Origin of the sequence: Parafrankia irregularis (assembly GCF_001536285.1) — a bacterium.
GTDB lineage: Bacteria > Actinomycetota > Actinomycetes > Frankiales > Frankiaceae > Parafrankia > Parafrankia irregularis.
This window is the reverse complement of the sequence record NZ_FAOZ01000013.1, coordinates 119668-141451: the sequence shown is the minus strand read 5'-3', so window position 1 is coordinate 141451 and position 21784 is coordinate 119668. Positions and strand designations below refer to the sequence as shown.

Below are 21784 nucleotides of genomic sequence, written 5' to 3'. Positions count from 1 at the left end.
CGGGCGACCGGCCGGCGGACAGGGCAGCGGCGTCACCCGGTGAAATCGAGATCAATCACCTGGTAGAAGCCCTTGGGGGTGTCGGCGACCTCCCACACGCTGAGCAGGACGTGGTAGCCCTGCCGCGGCGGGAGCGTGAACGTGTGCCGGGTCGGGTTCTCCGGCTCGAGGTCCTCGGCCGACCAGTACGGCTGCCCGGTGTTCTGGAACTGGGCGACCGGATCCGACTCGAACTGGGCCCGGCTCAGCGGCATGCTCGGGTCCCAGTCCTGCCGGGTGAGGAAATAGTTCCACCGCCGGGTCCTGTGCGGCGCGCGGAAGGTCCAGGTGATGGAGAGCTGCTGGCCGGAGCCGACCGGGTGCTTCTGCCAGTCCGATCCCGGCCGGTCCAGCTCGGCGGCGAAATCCTGGCCGGCGCTGGCGATCTTCCCGTCGACGGGCGGCGGGTCGCTCGGGATGTCGTCCGGCGCGAACGGGTCGTTCAGCCCGCCCTCGGTCGCCGGGAAGAACTTCCCGGATTCGAGGCCGTTGGCCTGCCATTCCTGAAGATAGATATTCGCCCGGGAGGCCGGCTCGGAGATCGTTCCGTGGCGCGGCGCCACTTTGCTCTGGGTCATAGCTTGACGGTAGCGTCGGAATTCCTTGTTTGCATTCCCATAATACGGGAACACGATGGCCGTCGTGATGATTTTTTCAAAGTCGTCGGCGGGGTTTTCGAGGTTTGGCGCCGGAAGTCCGCCAGGGGCCTTCCGCCCCTGTTTACCGGGCGGTGGGAGGGGCCCGTACGGCCCGACGTCCCACGCCCGACGTCCCACATCCCACCCCGACGTCCACGTCCGACGTCCTGCGTCCCACGCCCGACGCCCGACGCCCGACGCCCGACGTCCCGCGCCCGACGTTCGCCTGACGGTGACCTGGGCGCGGCCGCCGGTGGGCCGCTGCCCGGCGGCCCAGGTCGCCCGCGACGCCGGGCCCTTGGCGTGAGCGCGCGCCGGATCCGGACGGCAAGCTACATTGAATTTATTATCCAACTTTCCAGGAGTGATCGGATGGGCGAGGAAGCCAGCGGTGCGAGGTCGGCGGAACAGGCGGGCAGGCCGCTCCCTCCGGAGGGGGACTGGCTGGGGACGCCGTTCCTGCGCTTCGAGCGGCTGGGCAGCCTCGCGGTCTGCACGGTCGACCGGCCGCAGGCCCGTAACGCGCTGACGGCGGCGATGTACTTCGGCATCCGCTACGCCGTCGACCGGGTCAACCACGATCCGGAGCTGGCCGGCCTGCTGATCACGGGAACCGGCGACGTCTTCATCCCCGGTGGCGACCTGGGCCACAACGCCCCCGACGACTGGGGCGGCCCGATGCTCTTCGGCATGGACAACACCCCGTTCGACGCGATCCGGCACTCCCGCAAGCCGGTCGTCAGCGCCGTGAACGGCATCGCCCAGGGTGGTGGCCTGCTCATCGCGATGATGTCCGACGTGGCGGTCGCCAGCGACCGGGCCACGTTCCGGGCACCGGAGGTCTACCGCGGTATCGCCGACACCGGCTACGCGCAGTACCTGCCGGCCCAGATCGGGCCCGCCCGGGCCAAGGACATGCTCTACACCGGCCGGGTCGTCACCGCCGCGGAAGCGCTGGACTGGGGCCTCGTCGCCCGAGTCGTCCCGCACGAGCAGGTTCGCGACGTCGCGCTCGACGCGCTGCGCGCCTGCTGCCGCGGCGCTCCGCGGGCGCGTGCCGACGTCAAGCGGGTCATCGCGGCGCACTACGGCACCTACGACCGCATGACCATGGACCGCAGTGTCTTCGGCTCCGAGGCCCGCGAGGGCTGGCTTGCCTTCTCCCAGCGCCGCAACCCCGACTGGGTGCCTGAGGACATCCGGACCCCCGGCCGCCTCTAGGCGCCGCGACCGGCGAGGTCACCACTCTGTTCAGGGCCCTGTTCGTTCAGGGCCCTGTTCGTCCAACGGCCTGTTCACCACCCCGGGGGGCCGGCCTTCTCTGCGGCTCCTCGGAGGGCTTCCTCGGCGCAGACCCCGGGTTGGTACCGCTCAGCGCCGTTCTTTGCGCCAGACGACCTTCAGACCCGACCAGTCCGCGTCCATCGCCGCGACCTTGACGTCGACCAGCCCCAGCGGGAGAACGACCTCCCGGATGAGGTTCTCCGTGACGTCGCTGCGATGCCCGGCGGCCCTGCGCGGCCAACCGAACCACAGCGCACCGGCCGGCCGGACGCACTCGCGGAAGGAATCGGCGGCCTGGCGCACGTCCCTCGCCTCCCGGCAGAAGGCCACACAGACGTCGACCGGTCCGGGGACCAGGTCGTCCAGGCGCGCGACGCTGCTGTGCTCGACCCCGCCCGGTAGGTCGGGAACGGTCCAGCCTGGTGGAGCGGCCGCCAGCACCAGCCGGCTGTCCGCCCTGACCCCGAGCTTGCGCGCCAGCGGAGTCCCTGAGTAGCCGGCAGCAGGCATCAGACCGCACCTTTCGCCCGCGCAGCACGGGACAAGCCCCTATGGCCAGTCTCGGAGACGAGAAGGCCATCATGCCAACCCGCGCCAACCCGCGGAACGGCCGCGCTCGTGAAAGCGAGGCAGGGGCGGCAGCCGCGACCGCTCCGCGACCTGCGCCGGCGATCGGGATACTACGATCAGGTATGTGGGGTTCGGACCTTTTTCGTGTCGGTGCCGGGCCTGTTTCCCGGCAGCCGCGGTGCACCCGCGGTCGAGGGCCTGGGGGCGCTGACGGTGGACGCGCTCAACTTCGCTTTCGGTGTGATCGGCGTGCTGTCCTTCGGCTACGCGATCTGGGTGAACCGGCAGGCGGAGAACTCCCGGCGGCTGACGAACCGGCTGACCACGAGCATCCGCGACCTGGCCAGGTCGATCTACGACAGCAACCGCGACACCACCACCGAGGGCTACGCCCGAAGCATCATGCAGATCTGCGACAGCCTGCTGCCCGAGCGGTCCGACACCCCGCCCCTGGTCGGCAGGGTGGTCATGCGGTATTTCGGCAGCCAGATGCCGCCGATGGAGACTGCGGTCGGCCAGCTCGTCGACCTGCCCGACATCGGCGTCGGGCGGGTGATCCGCGGCGGGTACATCTCGGAGAGCCGCAAGGCCCTCGTCTACGGGCCACGCGAGACGCTGCCGGTGCGCGGCTCATACCGGGCGACGTTCCGGCTCGCCGCCGAGCTCGACCCGGATGTCGATCTGCCCGCCGACGCGCCGATCGCCCGCATCGAGGTGTATGTGCACCTGCGGCGCGAGAAACTGGCCACCCGCGACCTGCGGGCGGGTGAGCTCACGTCCACGTTCGCCTTCTTCGAGATCGGCTTCACCTGCGACAGCGTGGACGACCAGTACGAGTACCGGGTGATGCTGCCCGGTCCGGGTGCCACGGTCTCCTTCGAACGGGTCACCGTCTACCGCATCTCCGACTGAGGCGCCACGGCCACTGGCGCCACGGCCACGGACGTCACGGCCACGGACGTCACGGCCACTGGCGTCACGGCCACTGAAAGGAGGGTGGACAGCCCGCCGCGCGGCGCAGCTGCCCACCCCTCCGTTCCGCCTCGTTCCGGCCCAGGGTGTTCCCGATGGGTCAGCGCGTGCTCGCCGCCAGCACCTGCGACGGTGTCGCCGCGGGGCTCGGCTGGGCGCTGATGTCACCGCGGCGCAGGTAACACAGCCAGGTGACGGCGGCCATCACGACGAACAGGCCGACATAGACCCACAGGGCCGGGGCGATCGTCCCGTAGGCCTTGTTCGACTCGGCGTAGATGATCGGCACGAGGAAGCCGCCGAAGGCGCCGACCGCGGAGCAGATGCCGATGGCGCCGGCGGCCTCCCGCCGGGCCCGCAGCATGGCCTCGGCGGTTCCGCCGTTGCGGGCCCCGCGGGCGGCGAAGATCGCCGGGATCATCCGGTAGGTCGAGCCGTTCCCGATGCCGCTGGCGAGGAACAGCAGCATGAACGAGGCGAAGAAGAGCCCGAAGCTCGGCTTGTCGAGGATTCCGCCCCGGCGGCCGATCGACGCCACCGCGCCGAGGCCGCCCAGTGTCATGACCGCGAAGGCGGCGACGGTCACCTTCGCGCCGCCGATCCGGTCGCCGAGCTTTCCGCCGAGCGGACGGGCGACCGAACCGACCAGCGCGCCGAGAAATCCGTAGCTGAGAGCGACATCCGGCCGGTTGAACAGCGCCGGGTTCTTCAGGAGCGCGGGGAACGCCGACGAATATCCGATGAAGGAGCCGAAGGTGCCGATGTAAAGAAAGGACATGATCCAGGTCTGGCCGCGCCGGGCCGCCGACGCGGTGGATCCGAAGTCCGCCTTGGCCTCGGAGAGATTGTCCATGAACAGCAGCGCGCCGACCGCCGCGACGATCGCCAGCGGAATGTAGATCAGCCCGATCTGGGCGAGCGCCGTTCCGGTTCCGCCCGCGATGACCAGCGCGCCGACCTTCTGGATCACGGCGACTCCGAGGTTGCCGCCGGCCGCGTTGAGCCCGAGTGCCCAGCCCTTCTCCTTCTCCGGGTAGAAGAAGGAGATGTTGGTCATCGACGAGGCGAAGTTCCCACCGCCGACCCCGGCGACCCCCGCGATCATCAGCAGCGTCCCGAAGGAGAGCTCGGGGTGGCGCACCGCCCACATCATCAGCGCGCACGGGACGACCAGCAGCAGCGCGGAGAAGACCGTCCAGTTCCGGCCGCCGAAGACGGGCACCGCGAAGGTGTAGGGCAGGCGGAGGAAGGCTCCGACCCCGGACGGCACCGCGACGAGCCAGAGCTGCTGGTCGATGGTCAGCGCGAAGCCGGCGGGGCCCGGGCCGCCGTCGGCGTTCGCACCCATCTTGACGACCAGGATGCTCCACATGACCCATACGGAGAACCCGAAGTGCTCGGCGATGACCGACAGCACCAGGTTGCGCCGGGCGATCCGGCGCCCGGTCTCTTTCCAGAACACGGGATCTTCCGGATGCCAGTCGTCGATCCATCGTCCGGACCGGCTGGTGCGCCGGTCCGGATTCCTGCCGGTGCTGGGCGGGCTCATGGGGGCTCCTCGGGCGAGATTCGCGAAACACGTCGGGCAGAACCTGTCGCGACAGCACGTTAGGAGCCGGCTGTTTCGGGGCGCCTGGCCGGTCATTACACGGCGGGAAAACAGTGCTCTCACCGGGCGAGGGCAGGCGGTGAGAGCCGGTGGGTTCACAATGCCACGACGGCCGGTGTGCGGTGGCGGTAATCGGCGGACCGGGTCGGTGTGACACCGGTGAAACGCGCTCATCCTATGGTCTGATCCGGGCGCACCGGCCCGGCTGTTCCGGCGGTCCCGGCCGGATTCGGGCCGGAATCGGCTGGATTCGGCTGGCGCCGTCGATGTGTCATTCCGGGTGTCGACTTCTTGCGGAGGGGGAGTGGGTGACCGCGTCGGGGACGACGAGGACAGTGTGCTCGTACTGCGGGGTCGGCTGCGGCATGGTCCTCGACATCGCCGCGGGGCCGGACGGCCGTCGCCGGGTCAGCCGGGTGACGGGGGACAAGGCGCACCCCGCGAACCGGGGCCGACTGTGCACGAAGGGCGCGACCAGCGCCGACATGCTCGCGGCCCCGGGCCGGCTGGGGACGGCTCGGATTCGTCCACGGCGCGGCGGTGAGCCGGTCGACGTCGGGCTGGACGAGGCCGTCGGCACGGTCGCCCACCGGCTGCGGTCGATCATCGACGAGCACGGCCCCGATGCGGTCGCGCTCTACGTGTCGGGTCAGCTGACCCTGGAGGCGCAGTACCTCGCCAACAAGCTGGCCAAGGGCTTCCTGGGCACCAACCAGATCGAGTCGAACTCCCGGCTGTGCATGGCCAGCGCGGGTAGCGGCTACAAGCTGTCGCTCGGCGCCGACGGCCCGCCCGGTTCCTACGACGACCTCGACCACGCCGAGGTGTTCCTGGTCATCGGGTCGAACATGGCCGACTGCCATCCCATCCTGTTCCTGCGCCTGATGGAGCGGGTTCATGCCGGTGCGCGGCTGATCGTCGTCGACCCGCGGCGTACCGCCACCGCGGAGAAGGCGGACCTGTTCCTCCAGATCCGTCCCGGCACCGATCTCGCACTGCTCAACGGGCTGCTACACCTGCTTGCCGAGGGCGGTCACCTCGACGCGGCCTTCATCGCCGAGCACACCGACGGGTGGGACCAGATGCCCGGGTTCCTGGCCGACTACCCGCCGTCGACGGTCGCCGAACTGACCGGGCTCACCGAAGCGGACCTGCGCCGCGCCGCCGGATGGATCGCCGACGCGGGCGCGACCTGGGTGAGCTGCTGGACGATGGGTCTCAACCAGAGCACCCACGGCACCTGGAACACCAACGCGCTGATCAACCTGCATCTGGCGACGGGGGCGATCTGCCGGCGCGGCGCCGGGCCGTTCTCGCTGACCGGCCAGCCCAACGCGATGGGCGGCCGGGAGATGGGCTATATGGGGCCAGGCCTGCCCGGGCAGCGTTCGGTGCAGGTCGAGGCCGACCGGGCGTTCGTCGAGCGGCAGTGGGACCTGCCTGCCGGCACCCTGCGGCCGGACGTCGGTGGTCAGGGCACCGTCGAGATGTTCCAGCGGATGGCCGCCGGTCAGATCAAGGCCTGCTGGATCATCTGTACCAACCCGGTGGCGTCGGTCGGCAACCGCTCTACGGTGCTCGACGGCCTCGCCGCGGCCGAACTGGTCGTCGTCCAGGACGCCTACGCCGACACCGAGACCGCAAACCACGCTGACGTTCTCCTGCCGGCGGCGATGTGGGGGGAGACGGACGGCATAATGATCAACTCCGAGCGGAACCTGACCCTGACCGGCGCGGTCGTCGACCCGCCCGGTGCGGCCCTGCCCGACTGGCAGCTCATCGCCCGGGTCGCGGCGGCGATGGGCTTCGCCGATGCCTTCGACTACGCCAGCGCCGAGGAGGTCTTCGCCGAGATCCGCACCTTCCACAACCCCGTGACCGGCTACGACCTGCGAGGCGTCAGCTATGAGCGGCTGCGGGCAGGGCCGGTGCAGTGGCCGGCCGCCCCCGGTTCCGCGGACCGCAACCCGATCCGGTACCGCAACGACGGTGTCAGCCAGCCGCTGCTGGAACGGTCCGACGGCACCCACCCCGCGCTGCGCTTCCCGACGCCGACCGGCCGGGCCATGTTCCATCCCCGGCCGCACCTGCCGCCGGCCGAGCTGCCCGACGACGACTACCCGTTCCTGCTGAACACCGGGCGGCTGGCGCACCAGTGGCACACCCTGACCAAGACTGGCAAGGTCGCCAAACTCAACAAGCTCAATCCAGGACCGTTCGTCGAGATCAGCCCGGTGGACGCCGCCGCGCTCGGGGTCACCGCCGATGACCGGATCGAGATCGCCTCGCGCCGTGGCCGCGCCGTGCTGCCCGTGGTCGTCTCGGACCGGGTGCTGCCAGGCGGCTGCTTCGTGCCGTTTCACTGGAACGACCTGTTCGGCGCCCAGCTCAGCATCAACGCGGTCACCAGCGACGCCGTCGACCCGGTCTCGTTCCAGCCCGAGCTGAAGGTCTGCGCGGTCTCCCTGGCCAGGGTCGCCGTACCGGCTCCACTAGTGACCGAACCGGCGCCATCGGTGACCGCGCCGGCTCCACCGGTGACCGTATCGGGGCTACCGGGGCTACCGGGGCTACCGGGGCTACCGGGGCCGCCGGCACCGTCGGTACCAGCGCTGCCGACGGCTGCGCCAGGGCCCGGACCGGGTGCGGCAGATGTGCCGGCTGCCGCACCCGTGGCGCGGGCTGTGATCGAGACGCTTGGCGCGGCGCTCGGTGTCGGCCTCGTCCCGCCGGACCTCACCGACCTGCAGCGCCAGTACCTCGCCGGCTTCCTCTCCGCGCTGGCGACCATGCCGCCGGCCACGGGCCAGCCGCCGCGCCTGCCCACCGACGCACCCTTCGACGCGGAACGTCTGCAGTGGGTGAACGGCTTTCTCGCCGCCGGGTTGGCCGCACCCGCGCCGCGAGTGCCGGCGGTGCCAAGCCAGGTCAGGCGGAAGATCCCGGACGTCGCGACCGCGGACCCGGACGTCCGGGGGGACAGCGGGGACAGCGGCGACAGCCCGGTTCGGGTGCTGTGGGCCTCCCAGACCGGCAACGCCGAAGACGCCGCGGCCACTGTGCGGGATCGGCTGCGGGACGCCGGATGGCACGTGCACCTCCACGACATGGCCGCTCCGGCCGGCGAACTGCTCCTCGCTCCGGGTGACCTGCTGGTGGTGACGAGCACCTTCGGCGACGGCGACGCCCCGGACAACGGCGCGCGCTTCTGGGACGCGGTGAGCGCCGCGGACGCACCGCGCCTGGACGGCCGGCGTTTCGCCGTGTTGGCGCTCGGCGACTCCAGCTACGCGGACTTCTGCGGTCACGGGCGTCGTCTCGACCGACGCCTGGCCGAGCTCGGCGGGGCGCGGCTCGTCGGCCGGGTCGACTGCGAACCCGACTACCTCGGCACCCTGGACGACTGGCTGGAGGAGGTCATGGCGGCGCTGCGGGCGGCGTCGCCAGGGCCGGCCGGCGCGAGCTGTGATCCGTCGGCGACCACGACTGCCACCGGGTTCGGGGCCGTGACCGCGACCGTGACCGAGTCTGCGGCCGGCGTTGGCGCTCGGGCTGGCGTTCGCGCTGGGGCTGGCGTTCGCGCTGGGGTCGGCGCTGGCGCTGGCGCTGGCGATCGGGCGGGCACCGGGGCCACGTCCGGGTCAGGGCCGGCTGGCGCCGCCCGGACGGTGACGCTGCTCGGCAACTGTCTTCTGACCACGGACCGTTCGAGCAAGGAGGTACGAAAGGTCACCTTTGACCTGACTGGCGGTGGGCTGGAATACGCGGCAGGTGACGCCCTGGGTGTCTGGCCGACGAACAGTCCCGCCCTGGTGGACGAGTGGCTCGCCGCGACCGGCCTCGACCCGCACACCGACGTCCAGACCGGCGACAACGGGCGACTGCCGCTGGTGGAGGCATTGCGTCACAGCCTGGACATCACCACGGTCCGGCCCGATCTGCTGCGGTTTGTCGCCGACCGTACCGACGACCCTCACCTACGCACCCTGCTGCGGCCCGGCAACCAGCTCGAGCTGGAGAAGTGGAGATGGGGACGGCAGGCCGTCGACGTCCTCAACGAGCACCCGGTGCGCGCGGATGCCGCGGACTGGCTCACGGTGCTGAGCCCGCTGCGGCCGCGGCTGTACTCGATCTCGTCCTCGCCGCTGGTGGATCCGCGGACGGTGAGCCTGACCGTGTCCGTTGTTCGATTCACGGGAAGCGACGACCGCCCCCGCGGCGGCGTGTGCTCCACGTTTCTCGCCGCCGCGGAGCCGGGATGTCCGGTGCGTGTCTTCCTGAAACCCGCACCGCACTTCCGCCCGCCAGCCGATGACACGACGCCAGTGATCATGATTGGTCCGGGGACTGGCATCGCGCCGTTCATCGGGTTCCTGCAGGATCGCCAGGCCCGCGGGGCTTCCGGCCCGAACTGGCTGTTCTTCGGTGAACAGCGCCGGGCCACCGACTACTACTACGCCGACGAGCTGGCCGCGTTCACCGCCGCCGGCACCCTGACCCGGCTGGGACTGGCGTTCTCCCGCGACCAGCGGGCCAAGATCTACGTGCAGGATCGGATGCGTGAACAGGGCGCGCGGCTGTGGACCTGGTTGAACGACGGTGCCCATGTGTATGTCTGCGGCGACGCGGCCCGAATGGCCCGGGACGTGGATCAGGCATTGCGCGATGTCGTCGCTACCTACGGCAATCTCGATGCCGACGATGCGGTGGCCTACGTCCGACAGCTTGCCGCCGATCGGCGCTATGTTCGCGACGTGTACTGATTCCGGCGTTTCGCCGCGGTGCCGTCTGCCGGGGGCGGCGTGTTGTGACCGTGGTGTTGCGGGGAGCGGCGGACCGCTCCTCGGGCGAAGGTCGTGCCGCCGGTCTTTGCAACCAGGTCGTTTCGGGTCGGTGAAGGGTGCCGTGTGCGGCGGACGGGCCTGCGCGTAGCGTGCCAGCATCGGGCCGACGGGTCGGACGCCGCAAGGTGCCGGCTCGACGCCGATCGAAGGGCGGGGGACATGCTGACAATGTTCTGCTTCGACGGGCTTGCCGTCATCGTCGAAGATCTCTGCTTCACCGAATCCGAGGCTGCTCGCAACCAGGAAGGCCCGGGATCTGGTCCGTGGCCGAAACCCGGGCTGCCGCCGCATTCGCCGCCGGAACGGGAGCTGGGGCTGGGACTTCAGCCTCAGCTGGAGTCGCCGCCTGAGTCGCCGCCGGAGCTGGAGCTGGAGCCCCAGCGGGGTGTGCGGGTGGAGCTTCGGCTCATCGAACGTCAGTCGCGGATCTCGCGGTTCGGATCGGTTCCTGCCTCACGTCGGGCCGCCGGCGATGATGCGGTGTTCCGGGTGGATCTTCCGGAGTCGCGGCGGCGGCTTCCGGACGATCCCGTCATCTGGCTGGAATCCAGGCTCGCGGATCCGGTGTGCCTGCTCGCCGGTGCCGGCGTCGTGGACCTGGACAGCTACCAGTCGGCCGCGGCCGGGATGCGCGACACGCTCCCCGAGATCATCCGAACGGTCGCGACGATGCTGGAGCGGGTGCGTGCCGGGCAGCTCGCTGCGCTACCCGGCCGCGCTGCCTGACGAAGCTGCCTGGCGAAGGACTGGTTCTCAGCCCAGAACGGCCGGACGCAGCACCTCCTCGCACCATTGCCGGAAGGTGGTCGGTGCGGTGGAGAGCGGTGTGCGCGGCTCGGCGTTGTCAAGGCCGCTGTTCTTCGCCCGCATCATGTCGACCATCGCCTCGATCATGGCCGCGGACTGGCCCTGCCCGGCGAGCGTCGCCCGGAACTGCTCCTCCGTGACCTGCTGGAAGCGGATCGGACGGTCGAACACGTCCGACATGATGCGCGCCATGTCGTCGCCGGACAGGTCCTCGGGGCCGAGAACCGGGACGCTTCCCAGCCCGCTCCACGACACATCCGCGAGCAGCCGGCTTGCCACGGCGGCGATGTCGCGGGTGGCGCAGCTGGGAAGGCGTCGATCCGCGTCCAGGGGGAGGAAGAACATCCCCTGGGCACGGATCGCGGCGGCCTGGCGCAGCATGTTCTCCATGAACGACGGCAGTGCCAGCGACCGATAGCTCACGCCGGTGGCGGCGATCAGATCGTCCATCGCCAGCGAGAGCGACACCAGGCCCGCGTTACCGGCGAGCGCCGGTGCGGTTCCGCGACCGAGGGCCGAGACGCCGACGACCCGCTGCACCTGATGGCGGACGAACGCGTCGCACGCCGGCTGGGTGAACTCCAGATAGGTGGCTTTGAGATCTTCCGCTTTGGGGTCGGGCGGCACCAGCCAGAAGACGGCCGCGGCACCGTCGAACGCCTCGTTCACGACGCCGGCGTCACCGTGTGAGCCGCGGACGACCTCCACGCGGTCGCGGACCTGGCCCGGGAGCCGAGTGGGATCACGGACGATCACTCGGACGGACTCCCCGTCGCGCAGCAGGTTCGCGAGCACCTGCCGGCCGATGTTGCCCGTGGGGGTGGTGACAACGATCAACGAAGGCTCCCGGTTGTCGTGTGCGAAGCGCGGTGCCCCGCGCAGGCTCAGTCAATGTCGGGGGGAGAGGAACCGGAAGGATCATCTCGGTCTCCATTGATACCCTCCCGATATGAGTGACCTGGAGGTGCGTCAGCTTCGATATTTCGTTGCCGTCGCCGAGGAACTGCACTTCCGGCGGGCCGCCGACCGGCTCGGAATCGCTCAGCCCCCGCTCTCCAGGGCGATCCGCGACCTGGAACGTCAGTTGGGGGTGCGGCTGCTCGAACGCACCACCCGCTCCGTCGTGCTCACCCCGGCCGGCGAGGGCCTGCTCCGGGACGCCCGGATCGCCCTCGACGCGGTCGGTGCCGCCGCGGCCCGGGCCCGCCACGCCGGCCTGCCCGAACCGCGGCTGCGTCTGGCACTCAAAGCCGACTACGACGCCGGCCTGCTACCGCGGATCATCGCTGCCTACGAGCGTGCGGACGCGGCCATCCCGGTCGATCTGATCCTCGGCGGTCGGGATGAGCAGGCCCCGACGCTGCGGGAGGGCCGGGCCGACGTCGCGCTGCTTCCAGCCCCCTTCGACGACCGTGACCTGGAGTTCGAGCCGCTGCTGACCGAACCCCGCCTGGTGGCGCTGGCGGCGACCGACCCGCTCGCCGCCCGCCCCGACCTGTACCTGGCCGACCTCGCCGGCCGGCTCCTCCCGGACGGAGCTCCGGCCGACCAGCCCGACTCGAGACTGGCCGACCATCCCGGCCGTGTCCCTCCGGGAGTCCCTGCTGTGGGCGGCCCGAGGACGGGTAGCGGGGTCGGCGGGTACCGGCTTGCGCCGGCTGGCCCTCCGTCCCCGGCATCGCCCGTTGCTTCCGCGGTGGCTCCGACGGTGCTTCCGGCTGCCGATCGGCCCCGGGACCTCGCGCAGATTTTCAGCCTGGTCGAGCTGGGAAGGATCGTCTGGTTTCCCCCTGCCTCGCTGGTCCGGCGCCACCCCAGGCCGGACATCGCCTACCGGCCTGTCCGCGATCTTGCTCCTTCCACCCTCGCCGTGGCCTGGCCGCGAAACTCCCGCTCGCCGGCTGTCGCAGCCATGGTGCGTGCCGCGATAGACGTCGCCGCCACTGTCACTGCCACGTCCACATCCGGCCCACCTTTTGCCCCGGCATCCGCCGGAATCGCCTCCGCTTCGGTGACCTCGGCCTCTGCATCCGCTCCCGGGTGAGTGCCGGCATCGCCGCATGAACGGCGACGCCGTGGCCGAAAGGTCGGGCGAAACGCCGGGTACCGACGTGGCCCGCAGGCGAGTGCACCACCCGCGCCGGAACCGTCATCGCTCCAAAGTCCGTTCTTGACGAGTCGGGGCCCAGCTCGCGTGGACCGGAGTTCTTCCGGCTCCCTCCAGTGGAAGTTGGCTGCTGGGGCGGTCGGATTCTCGACGCCTGACGTTAGTCCTTCAGATGCTGAAATATCTTGGGGTCTATCAAGTTTATTCCTTTGGTGGAATACGGCGAGATTCCATGCGAGTTCACCGGCTGGACGGATGTGCAGCCCGCAGGAAGTTCTCTCCGGGAGGGTAGGGGGTGTCCGGCTCTTCGTCGAGGTCTATCTAAAGGTCGGTCCGAAGAGCGAATCGGCGCACTGGAGATAGACGACTATGGAATCTATTTCTGAAAGATCAACCTATTTAGTGGTGTTCCTGTTCCGATGTCGCTGGAGGGCCTCGGATTCCATGGCTTACCCGCCGAAGTTCGGGTGAGGGATCCGTGCTTGATGTGAGGTTGCCTGCCTGTGTGCCTGTCTGTCAAGGCGGTCTGGGTGGTGGGTGAACTCGTTGTGTCCTCCGTTGTTCGGCCCGGTCTTCGTGGTCGTTTTCCGGTTTAGCATCGCCAGTGTGATCGAACGTCCGTTCGATCGTGTGGTGTGTTTCCGGACCGGAGGTGTGGTGCCATGGCTCCCCGCACGCCCTCGACCGTCATCAACGTGACTGGCCCGACCGGCTCGTCCGCCGGGGCGGTTCCGCACGGTGGTGAGGGGGAGGGGGTTCCGGTCGCGCATCGGGTGTTCGAGGGATGGTTGAGCGAACGGCTGGACAGGCTTCGGGTGGCGGTGGCGGTGGCGGGGGTCGCGGCGGCGCAGGCGGCGGCGATCCGGGTGCAGGCGGAGCTTGCCGCTGCCCGGCCGCCGGAGGGCTATGACGAGCTGGATCTGTTCGATGCGGTGGTGGCGGGTGAGGTGGCGGGGGTGATGCGGATCTCGACCGGGTCCGCGGAGTGGCATCTGCATTTCGCTGATCAGGTGGTTCGTCGTCTCCCGGCCGGGTTGGACGCGTTGGCCGACGGCGTGCTTGATCTGCCTCGGTTGACGTCGTTGGAGCGTGCGACCTCGCCGTTGGAGGCGGGGTTGGCGGGCCGGGTCGCGGACCTGGTGCTGGGGAAGGGGCCGCGGGTGCATCGGCGTGCGTTCACGGCGGCGTGCCGCCGCGGGGTGATCAAAATCGATCCCGACGGTGCGGCCCGGCGATCCGACGAGCGGTGTCGGGAGCGGCGGGTGTGGGTGGAGCCGGAGGACGACGGGATGGCGGTGTTGGGGGCGTTGCTGCCCGCGGACGGGGCGTTGGCCTGCCAGAAGCGGATCGAGCAGATCACCGACGCGACGATCGCGGACAGGAGCGAAGAGGACAGCCGGAGTCGGGATGAGGTGCGTGCGGACACGTTGATGGATCTGATCCTGGGCCGGTACGGGCAGCCCGGCCCGGCGGGTGCGGCAGGTGCGGATGTACAGGTGATCGTCCCGGTCGGGACGTTGCTCGGTGTGGACGCCGAGCCCGGTGAGCTGGTGGGGTACGGGCCGATTCCTGCGACGGTGGCGCGGGAGATCGCGTCGCGGCCGACGTCGACTTGGCGGCGAATGCTCACCGACGAGCGGGGTTCTCTGGTGGAGTTGGGAGAGCGGCGGTATCCCAGCCCGGCGCAGAGACGCCATGTGCAGGTCCGGAACCCGTGCTGTGTTTTCCCGCATTGCACCCGCCGGGCGTGGCGTTGCGATCTGGACCACACAAAGCCGTACGCCGGGGGTGGGGAGACGCTGGTGGCGAATTTGGGGCCGTTGTGCCGGCGGCATCATCGGGTGCGTCATCACGGTCGGTGGCGGGTGGTCCAGCCCCGGCCGGGGGTGTTCCGGTGGACGAGTCCGACCGGTCGCCGGTACGAGGTCCGGCCGCATTCGTATCTCGACGGGGAGAGCACCACCATCGACCACGGCACCACCACCGAAAACGATCAACCGTGGTGAGTGGCCTGCGCGTGCGGGTGGTGCCGGTCCGCCTACTCGTTTCGGCAGGTCCGCTAGCTGGAATGCCCGACCAGGGCCAGATGGTGGACGAACCAGTCACGGGCCAGCACCGCCACCGCCTCCAGGGCGCCCGGCTGCGTGAACAGGTGGGTGGCAGCAGGTACCACCGCGAGGCGGCTCTCACACCGCAGCTGATTCTGCGCTTCCCGGTTGAGGTCGAGCACGAGCTCGTCGCGCTCACCCACGATCAGCAGTGTGGGGGCGGACACCCGAGCCAGCCGGGATGCAGCAAGGTCTGGTCGCCCGCCGCGGGAGACGACAGCGGTGACTGGCGGGCCGAACTCGGCTGCCGCCCACAGAGCCGCTGCGGCGCCGGTACTCGCGCCGAAGTATCCGACGGGAAGGTAGGCGATATCGGGCTCCTCGCGCAGCCAGCGGGTGACGCGGATCAGGCGGCGGGCGAGGGTGTCGATGTCGAACACGTTCTCCCGGTCGAGTTCCTCCTCGGGCGTGAGCAGGTCAAACAGCAGAGTGGCCAGGCCGGCGTCGACCAGGACGTCGGAGACGTACCGGTTGCGTGGGCTTTGGCGGCTGCTGCCGCTCCCGTGGGCGAACACGACCAGACCGTGCGGATGGTCGGGAACAGTGAGATCTCCACTCAGCTTTGTCGTGTCTGTTGGAATTCGGACCTCGACGGCATGCGCCGGCGATGCGCCACCGGTCCTCGCGGTGCCTGCGGTCCCGTTGGCATGCACGGTGTGACCGGCCGCCGGGGCGGCGATGAGGGCGGCCCGATGCAGCAGGTCGGTGACCTCCTCATCCGCGGTCTGGGTGAAGTCGACGTAGAAGGCGCCGATGGCGAAGAACTCGTCCGGGGTGGCCAGGCAGACCACCTCCTCGGCGAACTGGTGCAGCCATGCGATCCGTTCCGGCGGGCCGACGGGTGCGGCGAGGACAACGCGGGCGGCGCCGGCGGCCCGGACCGCCTGGCAGGCGGCGGCAGCGGTCGCGCCGGTCGCGATCCCGTCGTCAACCACGACCACGGTGCGGCCGGCCAGTGGAACCCGGGGCTGCGATCCGCGGAAGCGCCGGATCCGGCGGTCGAGTTCCACCCGTTCACGTGCTTCCACCGCGTGGAGATCTCCCGGGGTGATGCTGGCCAGCAGCCGGGTCTCGTCGTTGACCACCAGCACACCGCCCTCGGCGATTGCACCCATAGCCAGCTCCGGCTGCACCGGAACGCCGAGCTTCCGGACGACGATGACGTCCAGCGGTGCACCCAGCGCCCGGGCGACCTCGTAGGCGACGACCACACCCCCTCGGGGGAGACCGACGACCACCACCTGCTGGCCGCCGAGATACGCCAGTCGTCGGCCGAGCTCCTGCCCCGCATGTTCGCGATTCTGGAAGAGCATCTCGCCCCTCCCTTCCGCCAGGTGACCGCCCCTGCGCCGCGCAAACCCCCATTTCTTCCTGCCCCGCTGCCCGGCGTCGGAACGTCGGAGCGGCAATGGGCTGACAGTCGGCTCGGTCGCTCGGCTGGCTCAGCGGTTCACGGTTCAGCGGTTCAGCGCGCGGAGCACGTAGTCGACCGCGGAGATCGGCGGGATCCTGCCCTCTCCCCAGGTGGCGGTCGCGTCGAGGCCGACCTGCTCGGCGCGTTCGGAGAGCGCACGGGCGTGCCAGGGGTGGTGGAACATGACGTCGGCACCCAGCGGCAGCGCCTCCGGTGTGCTGGTGTTCGCCGCCCAGAAGGGGACGTCCGAGGCGTCCATCAAGCCGAGCATGTCGACGTTGTGCCGGTAGGTGACGATGTCCGGCCGGGTGACGTCGCCGAACTGCTTGATCCCGTAGAAGGCGAGCATGCGCCGGCCCTCGGGGACGGCTTCGATGAGCTTCATGAGACCTGGTTTGAGCTGGTCGGCGTAGTCGGCGAAGACGTCGTCACCCCACCGCACGATGTCGTAGGTGGCCTGGGTCTGGTTCACCGCGACGGCCTGTGGCCGGGTCGACATCCGGGCGACGGGGTCGGTGGAGTCCTGGTCCGCGAGGTCGTCGTGGAAGCCGAGCCACAGCGCGGTGCCAGCACCCGCCGAGTTGCCGAGGAGGGCGATCCGGTTCGGGTCGATGCCGAACGAGTCCGCGTGGTAGCGGATGTACTGCAGGCAGCGCGCCACGTCGGTCATCGGTTTGATGACACCCTTGTCGTCCTCGGCTCCGAGGAGCCGGTAGTTCATGCTGGCGACCGCCGTCCCGGCGGACAGGAGCTGCGCCGGGGCCGAACCGGTGGCCGCGGGGTCGTCGAACCCGTTCGTCCAGAAGGTGGACTTGTCCCCGTTGATGAACCCGCCGCCGTGCAGATGGATGACGAGCGGCACAGCGGACGCAGCGGCAGCGGCAGATGCGGCGGCAGATGCAGGGGCAGGGGTCGACGTGGACGCCGACGCGGTCGCGGGCGTCCGCGCGGAGGCGGGAAGCGCGATGTCGAAGGCGTTGAGGCGGTCCGCGCCGCAGGAGATGTCTGTGGCGAACCGGACGCCGCTGGCGGTGCCGGTGTCGAACGAAGGATCGGTGAACGAGATGTCCAGTGGTGCTGGCCGGGGAGTCGGCGCAGCGGCCCGGGAGTCCGCCGTCCCCGCGGTGCGCGCGGAGCCCGGTTGGCTTTCAGTCGAGGAGCCGCAGGCGGCCAGTCCGCCGACCAGAGCGAGGCCGGTCATGGCGGAGAGAATCCGGCGTGCGTTCATCCGTGGTCTCCTCGATGCTGGGCCGAGAATGAAGGGACCATACTCGGCTGAACCGGTCCTGTGTGGGTCGGCATTGCTGATACCGAGATTCCGGGCGTCTGGCTTCGGGCGTGACGTGTGATTGCATGCCGTGAGGTGATGTCGGTGTACCGCGAATACCAGGCACCCGATGCCGTGGCGCCGGTGGTGGCCTGCCTGTGGGAGCAGGAGCCGGCCGGTGACCACGTCCAGAGGGTGGTGCCGGACGGATGCGTCGACCTGATCTGGCTCGCCGGCCGTGAGCTGGTGGTGGCGGGGCCTGACACCCGTTTCCGCGACGTGGCGCTGCCTGCGGGGGCGATGTCCTCCGGCGTCCGGCTGCGTCCTGGCGCGGCAGGTGTGGTGCTCGGTGTCCCCGCGTGCGATGTGCGTGATCTCCAGATCGATGTGGATCTTCTCTGGGGTGGTCAGGCGTCCCGGAAGCGGGGCGACAGCACGGCCGAGCTTCGGGGCCGGCTGGTCGAGGCCGCCCCGGCGCGCAGGTTGGAGCTGCTGGTCGACATGGTGACCCGCCGGGCCACGGCCCGCCCGGACCCGCTGGTCCGGGCCGCGGTGCGCCGCCTTACGCATCCGGGCGCGCGGGTTTCGGTCGTCGCGGCGGAACTCGGGGTCGGCGAGCGTCAGCTTCACCGCAGAATGCTGGGTGCGGTCGGATACGGCCCCAAGATTTTCGCCCGGGTCGCGCGGCTGCGACGGCTGGTGACACTCACCCAGCGGCCGCCCGCACCGCCCTCGGTGCCGGCGGGGCGGCCGGTGGCTGAGTGGGCGGCGCAGTCGCCGGGGCGTACGTCGCCGGGCTCGTCCTCCTTCTCCCTGGCGTCCGTCGCCGTCGCCGCGGGCTATGCGAGCCAGTCGCACATGAACGACGAGGTCCGCCGCCTGACTGGGACCACGGCCGTCCGATTTCTGGAAGACGCCATCGTGACCGCGGCCTAACGTCACCCGCATGCCTGTCGACATCGCATCCGCCGAGCAGTTCGTGCTGGCCAACGGCCGCCTGCTGGAACGGCACATTCTGGCCCGGCTCCTGCACGGCGCGGCGGCGGCGCCGGTGCTGGACGCGCTGCGCGCCTACCGCAACGCGGACGGCGGCTTCGGGCACGCCCTCGAACCCGATGTCCGGACGCCGGGCAGCGAGCCGACCGCGACCCTGCAGGCGATCGAGGTGCTCGCAGCCGTGGGTGCGCAGGCTGATCCGATGGTGGCCGGCGCCGCGGCCTGGGTGGCGGCGACCGCCCTTCCGGATGGCGGTGTGCCCTTCGTGTTGCCCGGTGCGGCGGCCCATCCGCACGCGCCGTGGATGGTGCCCGGCGAAGGTGGATCCCAGCTGACGTTCGCGTTCGCGGGTGCTCTGGGGCAGCTGCTCTCCGGTGCCGAGGCGCACGCAGGCGCCGATGCCACGCGGGCGCGGCTGGCGCGTGCGACCGAGTGGTTGGAACGTGCGACCGAATGGTGCTGGGCGGTGCTGGCGGATCCGGAGTCGCTCGGCGGCTACGTGCTGAAGTTCGCGCTGGACTTTCTCGACCGGGCACCCGACGCGGAGCGCGCCGGGCGGTCGATCGAGGCACTGCGGCCCCACATCGGAGCCGACGGCTCGATTCCCGTACCCGGCGGGATCGAAGGCGAGCGGCTGACCGCGCTGGACCTGTCCCCGCGGCCGGGGCTGCGCAGCCGGGCCCTGTTCAGCGACGAGCAGATCGGCGCAGGGCTCGACCAGCTCGAGGACGGGCAGCGCACGGACGGCGGGTGGATGTTCAGCTGGCTGGGATGGTCACCGGCGCAGACGGTGGAATGGCGCGGCATCGTGACGGTGCGCGCGCTCGCCACCCTCTCCGCCCACGACCGCATCCTGTGCCCGGCCCTCTCCACCACGCACCCCTGACGCCACGCCGGCGGCGACAGCGGCCGCCATCAGGTCCCGCTGCGCCGCGGGCAGCCCGGGGTAGGCCGGGAGGAAGACCAGGCCGGCGAGCACCCGGGCGGCGCCCGGCGGCGCGGGTTCGACCGCGGCGATCTGACTGGTGGTCGGGGTTGCGTCGACGCCGGCGGTGCGCAGCTCACGGACCACGCGGTCCGGGTCGTCAACGGTGACGGGGAAGACCCAGTGGGTGTGCCGCGGCGCGGTGGCGCCCGGGCGGAACACCCTCTGCCCGAGCACGGCGGCGAACGCCTCGCCGGCCTCGGTGCGGCGGCGCAGCCGGTGCGAGGGGAACCGGGCCAGCCGCCGGGCGACGGTCCGGGCCAGCGCGTCGCAGGGCCTGCGCTGCAGCCACCGGGTGAATCCGGGTTCGTCCCGCGGGACCCGGGAACGCACCAGAGCGGTCGGGTCCAGTCGCCGCCCCCCACCGAAAAGGAGCGCGTACAGCACCGGATGGGAGGCGACGAGCGCCACCATGCAGGTGAGCACCTTCGCCGCGTAGGAGCGCCGGGACTGTTCGGGCCAGCTCTCCTGCCGGGCCCGCATGGCGGCGGCGAGCCCCGGCCGGCGCACCCAGGCGACCGCCCCGCCCATTGCGGTCGCGGTCTTGAGCAGCCCGAAGCTGAACAGGGACACGTCGGCCCGCGGATCACCCCGGTCGTCCGGCCCCTGGAGGGACTGCGCACAGTCCTCGACGAGGAGAAGCCCGTGGTCGCGCGCTGCCCGCGCGGCGGCGTCCATCGATGACCGTGCGCCGAAGAGGTGCGTGACGACCAGGATCCGGGTCCGCTCGGTGATGGCCGCGTCCAGCGCCCGCTCGTCAACGGCGAGGGTGTTGGGGTCGATGTCCACCGGGACGGCCCGCAGTCCGTGCAGCTCGATGAGCCGCACCATGTCCGGGTGGGTCACCGCGGAGATCGCGACCTCGCTTCCGGGGGGAACCTCGGCGGCGCTCAGCAGCAGGTGGAAGGCGGACCGCACCGACAGGCACATCAGGCCGTCCTCGAGCTGTCCCCACCCGGCGGCTCCAGTGCTGGCACCGGTCGGGAGCCGGGATCCGGAGACGCCCGCCGACCGGCGGCGGGTGCGGGACCAAGCCTCGGTTGCCTCGGTTGCCTCGATGGCCCCGATGGCCACGGCGAGCAGGGCGGCCAGGACGTCAGCCATGGTCGCGTCGATGCGGTGACGGACGAATAATGCCACGAACAGGTGCTTATCAGCCGCGCCAGAAGCGGTTCAGCGGGCCCCCATCGGCGTTCTCGGTGATCTGCGCAGGATGCCGATGGGTGGGTGGCTTCCATTCGGTGAGCTGCGGCTGGGATGATCTGCCCGAGGAGCATGGTGCGCGGTCCGCCGCGGGTCCTTCCTACGGGGCGCTGCTGAAAGCGATGGCCCCGCCTCGCCTCGCTCCCGTGGACGTCACGTCGTTTCCGTGGATGTCGGCTCGGAGACGTTGATGTGGCGGGGCTGGCTGCGGTGGGCCTTCGGCAGGCGCAGCGTCAGGACGCCGCAGTCGAGGCTGGCTGTTGTCGTATCCGGGTTGACCTCGCCGGGGACGGTGATCGCGTGCTCGAACCGGCCCGTCCGCCGGCCCTGGCGGCGAAGGGTTCCGCGGGCTTCCCGTTCCCTGACCTCGCCACTCACCGTCAGCTCGTTGTCCCGCAGGTCGATCGACAGATCCTCGGACCGGACACCGGGCAGCTCCAGCTCCACGATGAAGGCGTCGTCGGTCTCCTCGATGTCCAGGCCGGGCGTCCGGCCGGCCAGGACGCCGTAGGGCCGGCGTTCACCTCCGACCACGTCACCGAGCAGGCTGCCCATGCGGGTCCAGGCGTCCTCGATCTCGCGGAACGGGTCCCAGCGGACGGTCGGGAGCGGTCGGTCGCCCCCGGCGCGCACAGGATGAGACATGATCGTGATACCTCCCTCGATGCCCTCGGTCGGCTACCTGGCGATGGTCTGTCCGTGCCGTCCGACCGGCAACTCGGGCTGGCGCAGGCGGCCTGATCGGGTATGGCAGGAGCCGCCACGGCCCACCTGACGCTCGCCGAGTTTTGGGGCGGCAACCAGTGGTATCGCACAGTCAGGTGCCATCGGTCCGGTGAGACGGCATCGGCGGGACTGGTGATACGGACGGCGGCGGCCGGTGATCGTGGTTCTCCCGCGGGTGGCCGGTGACCGTGGTTTTCCCGCGGGTGCTGGAAAAC

The 21784-nt window shown here is 70.6% G+C and carries 16 protein-coding genes; 8 read left to right on the top strand and 8 right to left on the bottom strand.

Going from position 1 to position 21784, the window contains the following annotated elements:
* Positions 1 to 32: 32 nt before the first annotated feature.
* A complete protein-coding gene (locus tag AWX74_RS20565; protein WP_091279340.1) occupies positions 33 to 617 on the bottom strand; it encodes a lytic polysaccharide monooxygenase auxiliary activity family 9 protein in 585 nt (194 codons plus the stop codon).
* A 432-nt stretch (positions 618 to 1049) separates the two neighbouring features.
* Between AWX74_RS20565 and AWX74_RS20555 the strand changes: the two genes are divergently transcribed.
* Positions 1050 to 1898: an enoyl-CoA hydratase/isomerase family protein gene (locus AWX74_RS20555; protein ID WP_091279333.1), complete on the top strand. Its 849-nt coding sequence runs from the start codon at positions 1050 to 1052 to the stop codon at positions 1896 to 1898.
* A gap of 150 nt (positions 1899 to 2048) precedes the next feature.
* On the opposite strand, the gene AWX74_RS20550 is transcribed toward AWX74_RS20555, so the two are convergent.
* Positions 2049 to 2471 carry a DUF3052 domain-containing protein gene (locus AWX74_RS20550; RefSeq protein ID WP_091279330.1) on the bottom strand — a complete coding sequence of 141 codons (423 nt, stop codon included), beginning with the start codon at positions 2469 to 2471 and terminating at the stop codon, positions 2049 to 2051.
* 204 nt (positions 2472 to 2675) lie between these two features.
* Here AWX74_RS20550 and AWX74_RS20545 point away from each other — a divergent pair, with 204 nt between their 5' ends.
* Positions 2676 to 3443, top strand: a complete 768-nt coding sequence (locus tag AWX74_RS20545; protein ID WP_091279327.1) for a hypothetical protein — start codon at positions 2676 to 2678, stop codon at positions 3441 to 3443.
* Positions 3444 to 3603: 160 nt separating this feature from the next.
* Here AWX74_RS20545 and AWX74_RS20540 read toward each other — a convergent pair whose 3' ends face one another.
* The gene (locus AWX74_RS20540; RefSeq protein ID WP_091279325.1) at positions 3604 to 5052 is read right to left on the bottom strand and encodes an MFS transporter; all 1449 of its coding nucleotides are present in this window, start codon (positions 5050 to 5052) and stop codon (positions 3604 to 3606) included.
* A 425-nt stretch (positions 5053 to 5477) separates the two neighbouring features.
* Here AWX74_RS20540 and AWX74_RS20535 point away from each other — a divergent pair, with 425 nt between their 5' ends.
* Together AWX74_RS20535 and AWX74_RS40805 are read left to right on the top strand one after the other, a co-directional pair.
* A complete protein-coding gene (locus AWX74_RS20535) occupies positions 5478 to 9875 on the top strand; it encodes a bifunctional nitrate reductase/sulfite reductase flavoprotein subunit alpha (protein ID WP_242666339.1) in 4398 nt (1465 codons plus the stop codon).
* A gap of 240 nt (positions 9876 to 10115) precedes the next feature.
* Positions 10116 to 10682, top strand: coding sequence for a hypothetical protein (locus tag AWX74_RS40805; protein WP_193209860.1), 567 nt, complete (start codon positions 10116 to 10118; stop codon positions 10680 to 10682).
* Positions 10683 to 10709: 27 nt separating this feature from the next.
* Here AWX74_RS40805 and AWX74_RS20525 read toward each other — a convergent pair whose 3' ends face one another.
* The gene (locus AWX74_RS20525) at positions 10710 to 11600 is read right to left on the bottom strand and encodes an NAD(P)H-binding protein (RefSeq protein ID WP_091279318.1); all 891 of its coding nucleotides are present in this window, start codon (positions 11598 to 11600) and stop codon (positions 10710 to 10712) included.
* Between the two features lie 112 nt (positions 11601 to 11712).
* Between AWX74_RS20525 and AWX74_RS20520 the strand changes: the two genes are divergently transcribed.
* On the top strand, positions 11713 to 12807 hold the full coding sequence (locus AWX74_RS20520; RefSeq protein ID WP_207550384.1) for a LysR family transcriptional regulator: 1095 nt from the start codon (positions 11713 to 11715) through the stop codon (positions 12805 to 12807).
* A gap of 725 nt (positions 12808 to 13532) precedes the next feature.
* Positions 13533 to 14876: an HNH endonuclease signature motif containing protein gene (locus tag AWX74_RS20515; RefSeq protein WP_091279314.1), complete on the top strand. Its 1344-nt coding sequence runs from the start codon at positions 13533 to 13535 to the stop codon at positions 14874 to 14876.
* Positions 14877 to 14929: 53 nt separating this feature from the next.
* On the opposite strand, the gene AWX74_RS20510 is transcribed toward AWX74_RS20515, so the two are convergent.
* Complete coding sequence (locus tag AWX74_RS20510) at positions 14930 to 16291, bottom strand: phosphoribosyltransferase family protein (protein WP_091279310.1); 1362 nt, start codon at positions 16289 to 16291, stop codon at positions 14930 to 14932.
* Between the two features lie 144 nt (positions 16292 to 16435).
* A complete protein-coding gene (locus tag AWX74_RS20505) occupies positions 16436 to 17620 on the bottom strand; it encodes an alpha/beta hydrolase (RefSeq protein WP_091279307.1) in 1185 nt (394 codons plus the stop codon).
* Between the two features lie 138 nt (positions 17621 to 17758).
* On the opposite strand from AWX74_RS20505, the gene AWX74_RS20500 reads away from it, so the two are divergent.
* Together AWX74_RS20500 and AWX74_RS20495 are read left to right on the top strand one after the other, a co-directional pair.
* Entirely contained in the window at positions 17759 to 18595 is an 837-nt protein-coding gene (locus tag AWX74_RS20500) for an AraC family transcriptional regulator (RefSeq protein ID WP_226931339.1), read from the top strand.
* Positions 18596 to 18605: 10 nt separating this feature from the next.
* A complete protein-coding gene (locus AWX74_RS20495; protein WP_091279303.1) occupies positions 18606 to 19541 on the top strand; it encodes a hypothetical protein in 936 nt (311 codons plus the stop codon).
* Here AWX74_RS20495 and AWX74_RS20490 read toward each other — a convergent pair.
* Positions 19431 to 20780, bottom strand: coding sequence for an aminotransferase class I/II-fold pyridoxal phosphate-dependent enzyme (locus AWX74_RS20490; RefSeq protein WP_091279300.1), 1350 nt, complete (start codon positions 20778 to 20780; stop codon positions 19431 to 19433). The two genes, AWX74_RS20495 and AWX74_RS20490, sit on opposite strands and share 111 nt — an antisense overlap.
* Before the next feature lie 216 nt (positions 20781 to 20996).
* Positions 20997 to 21488 (bottom strand): Hsp20/alpha crystallin family protein, encoded by a 492-nt coding sequence (locus AWX74_RS20485; protein ID WP_091279297.1) that lies wholly within the window; start codon positions 21486 to 21488, stop codon positions 20997 to 20999.
* Positions 21489 to 21784 lie beyond the last annotated feature (296 nt).

Excerpts from the sequence above, each read along its gene's own strand:
- AWX74_RS20565 (WP_091279340.1), bottom strand. The coding sequence starts at position 617 with ATGACCCAGAGCAAAGTGGCGCCGCGCCACGGAACGATCTCCGAGCCG.
- AWX74_RS20555 (WP_091279333.1), top strand. The coding sequence starts at position 1,050 with ATGGGCGAGGAAGCCAGCGGTGCGAGGTCGGCGGAACAGGCGGGCAGG.
- AWX74_RS20550 (WP_091279330.1), bottom strand. The coding sequence starts at position 2,471 with ATGCCTGCTGCCGGCTACTCAGGGACTCCGCTGGCGCGCAAGCTCGGG.
- AWX74_RS20540 (WP_091279325.1), bottom strand. The coding sequence starts at position 5,052 with ATGAGCCCGCCCAGCACCGGCAGGAATCCGGACCGGCGCACCAGCCGG.
- AWX74_RS20535 (WP_242666339.1), top strand. The coding sequence starts at position 5,478 with ATGGTCCTCGACATCGCCGCGGGGCCGGACGGCCGTCGCCGGGTCAGC.
- AWX74_RS40805 (WP_193209860.1), top strand. The coding sequence starts at position 10,116 with ATGCTGACAATGTTCTGCTTCGACGGGCTTGCCGTCATCGTCGAAGAT.
- AWX74_RS20520 (WP_207550384.1), top strand. The coding sequence starts at position 11,713 with ATGAGTGACCTGGAGGTGCGTCAGCTTCGATATTTCGTTGCCGTCGCC.
- AWX74_RS20515 (WP_091279314.1), top strand. The coding sequence starts at position 13,533 with ATGGCTCCCCGCACGCCCTCGACCGTCATCAACGTGACTGGCCCGACC.
- AWX74_RS20510 (WP_091279310.1), bottom strand. The coding sequence starts at position 16,291 with ATGCTCTTCCAGAATCGCGAACATGCGGGGCAGGAGCTCGGCCGACGA.
- AWX74_RS20505 (WP_091279307.1), bottom strand. The coding sequence starts at position 17,620 with ATGAACGCACGCCGGATTCTCTCCGCCATGACCGGCCTCGCTCTGGTC.
- AWX74_RS20500 (WP_226931339.1), top strand. The coding sequence starts at position 17,759 with ATGTCGGTGTACCGCGAATACCAGGCACCCGATGCCGTGGCGCCGGTG.
- AWX74_RS20495 (WP_091279303.1), top strand. The coding sequence starts at position 18,606 with ATGCCTGTCGACATCGCATCCGCCGAGCAGTTCGTGCTGGCCAACGGC.
- AWX74_RS20485 (WP_091279297.1), bottom strand. The coding sequence starts at position 21,488 with ATGTCTCATCCTGTGCGCGCCGGGGGCGACCGACCGCTCCCGACCGTC.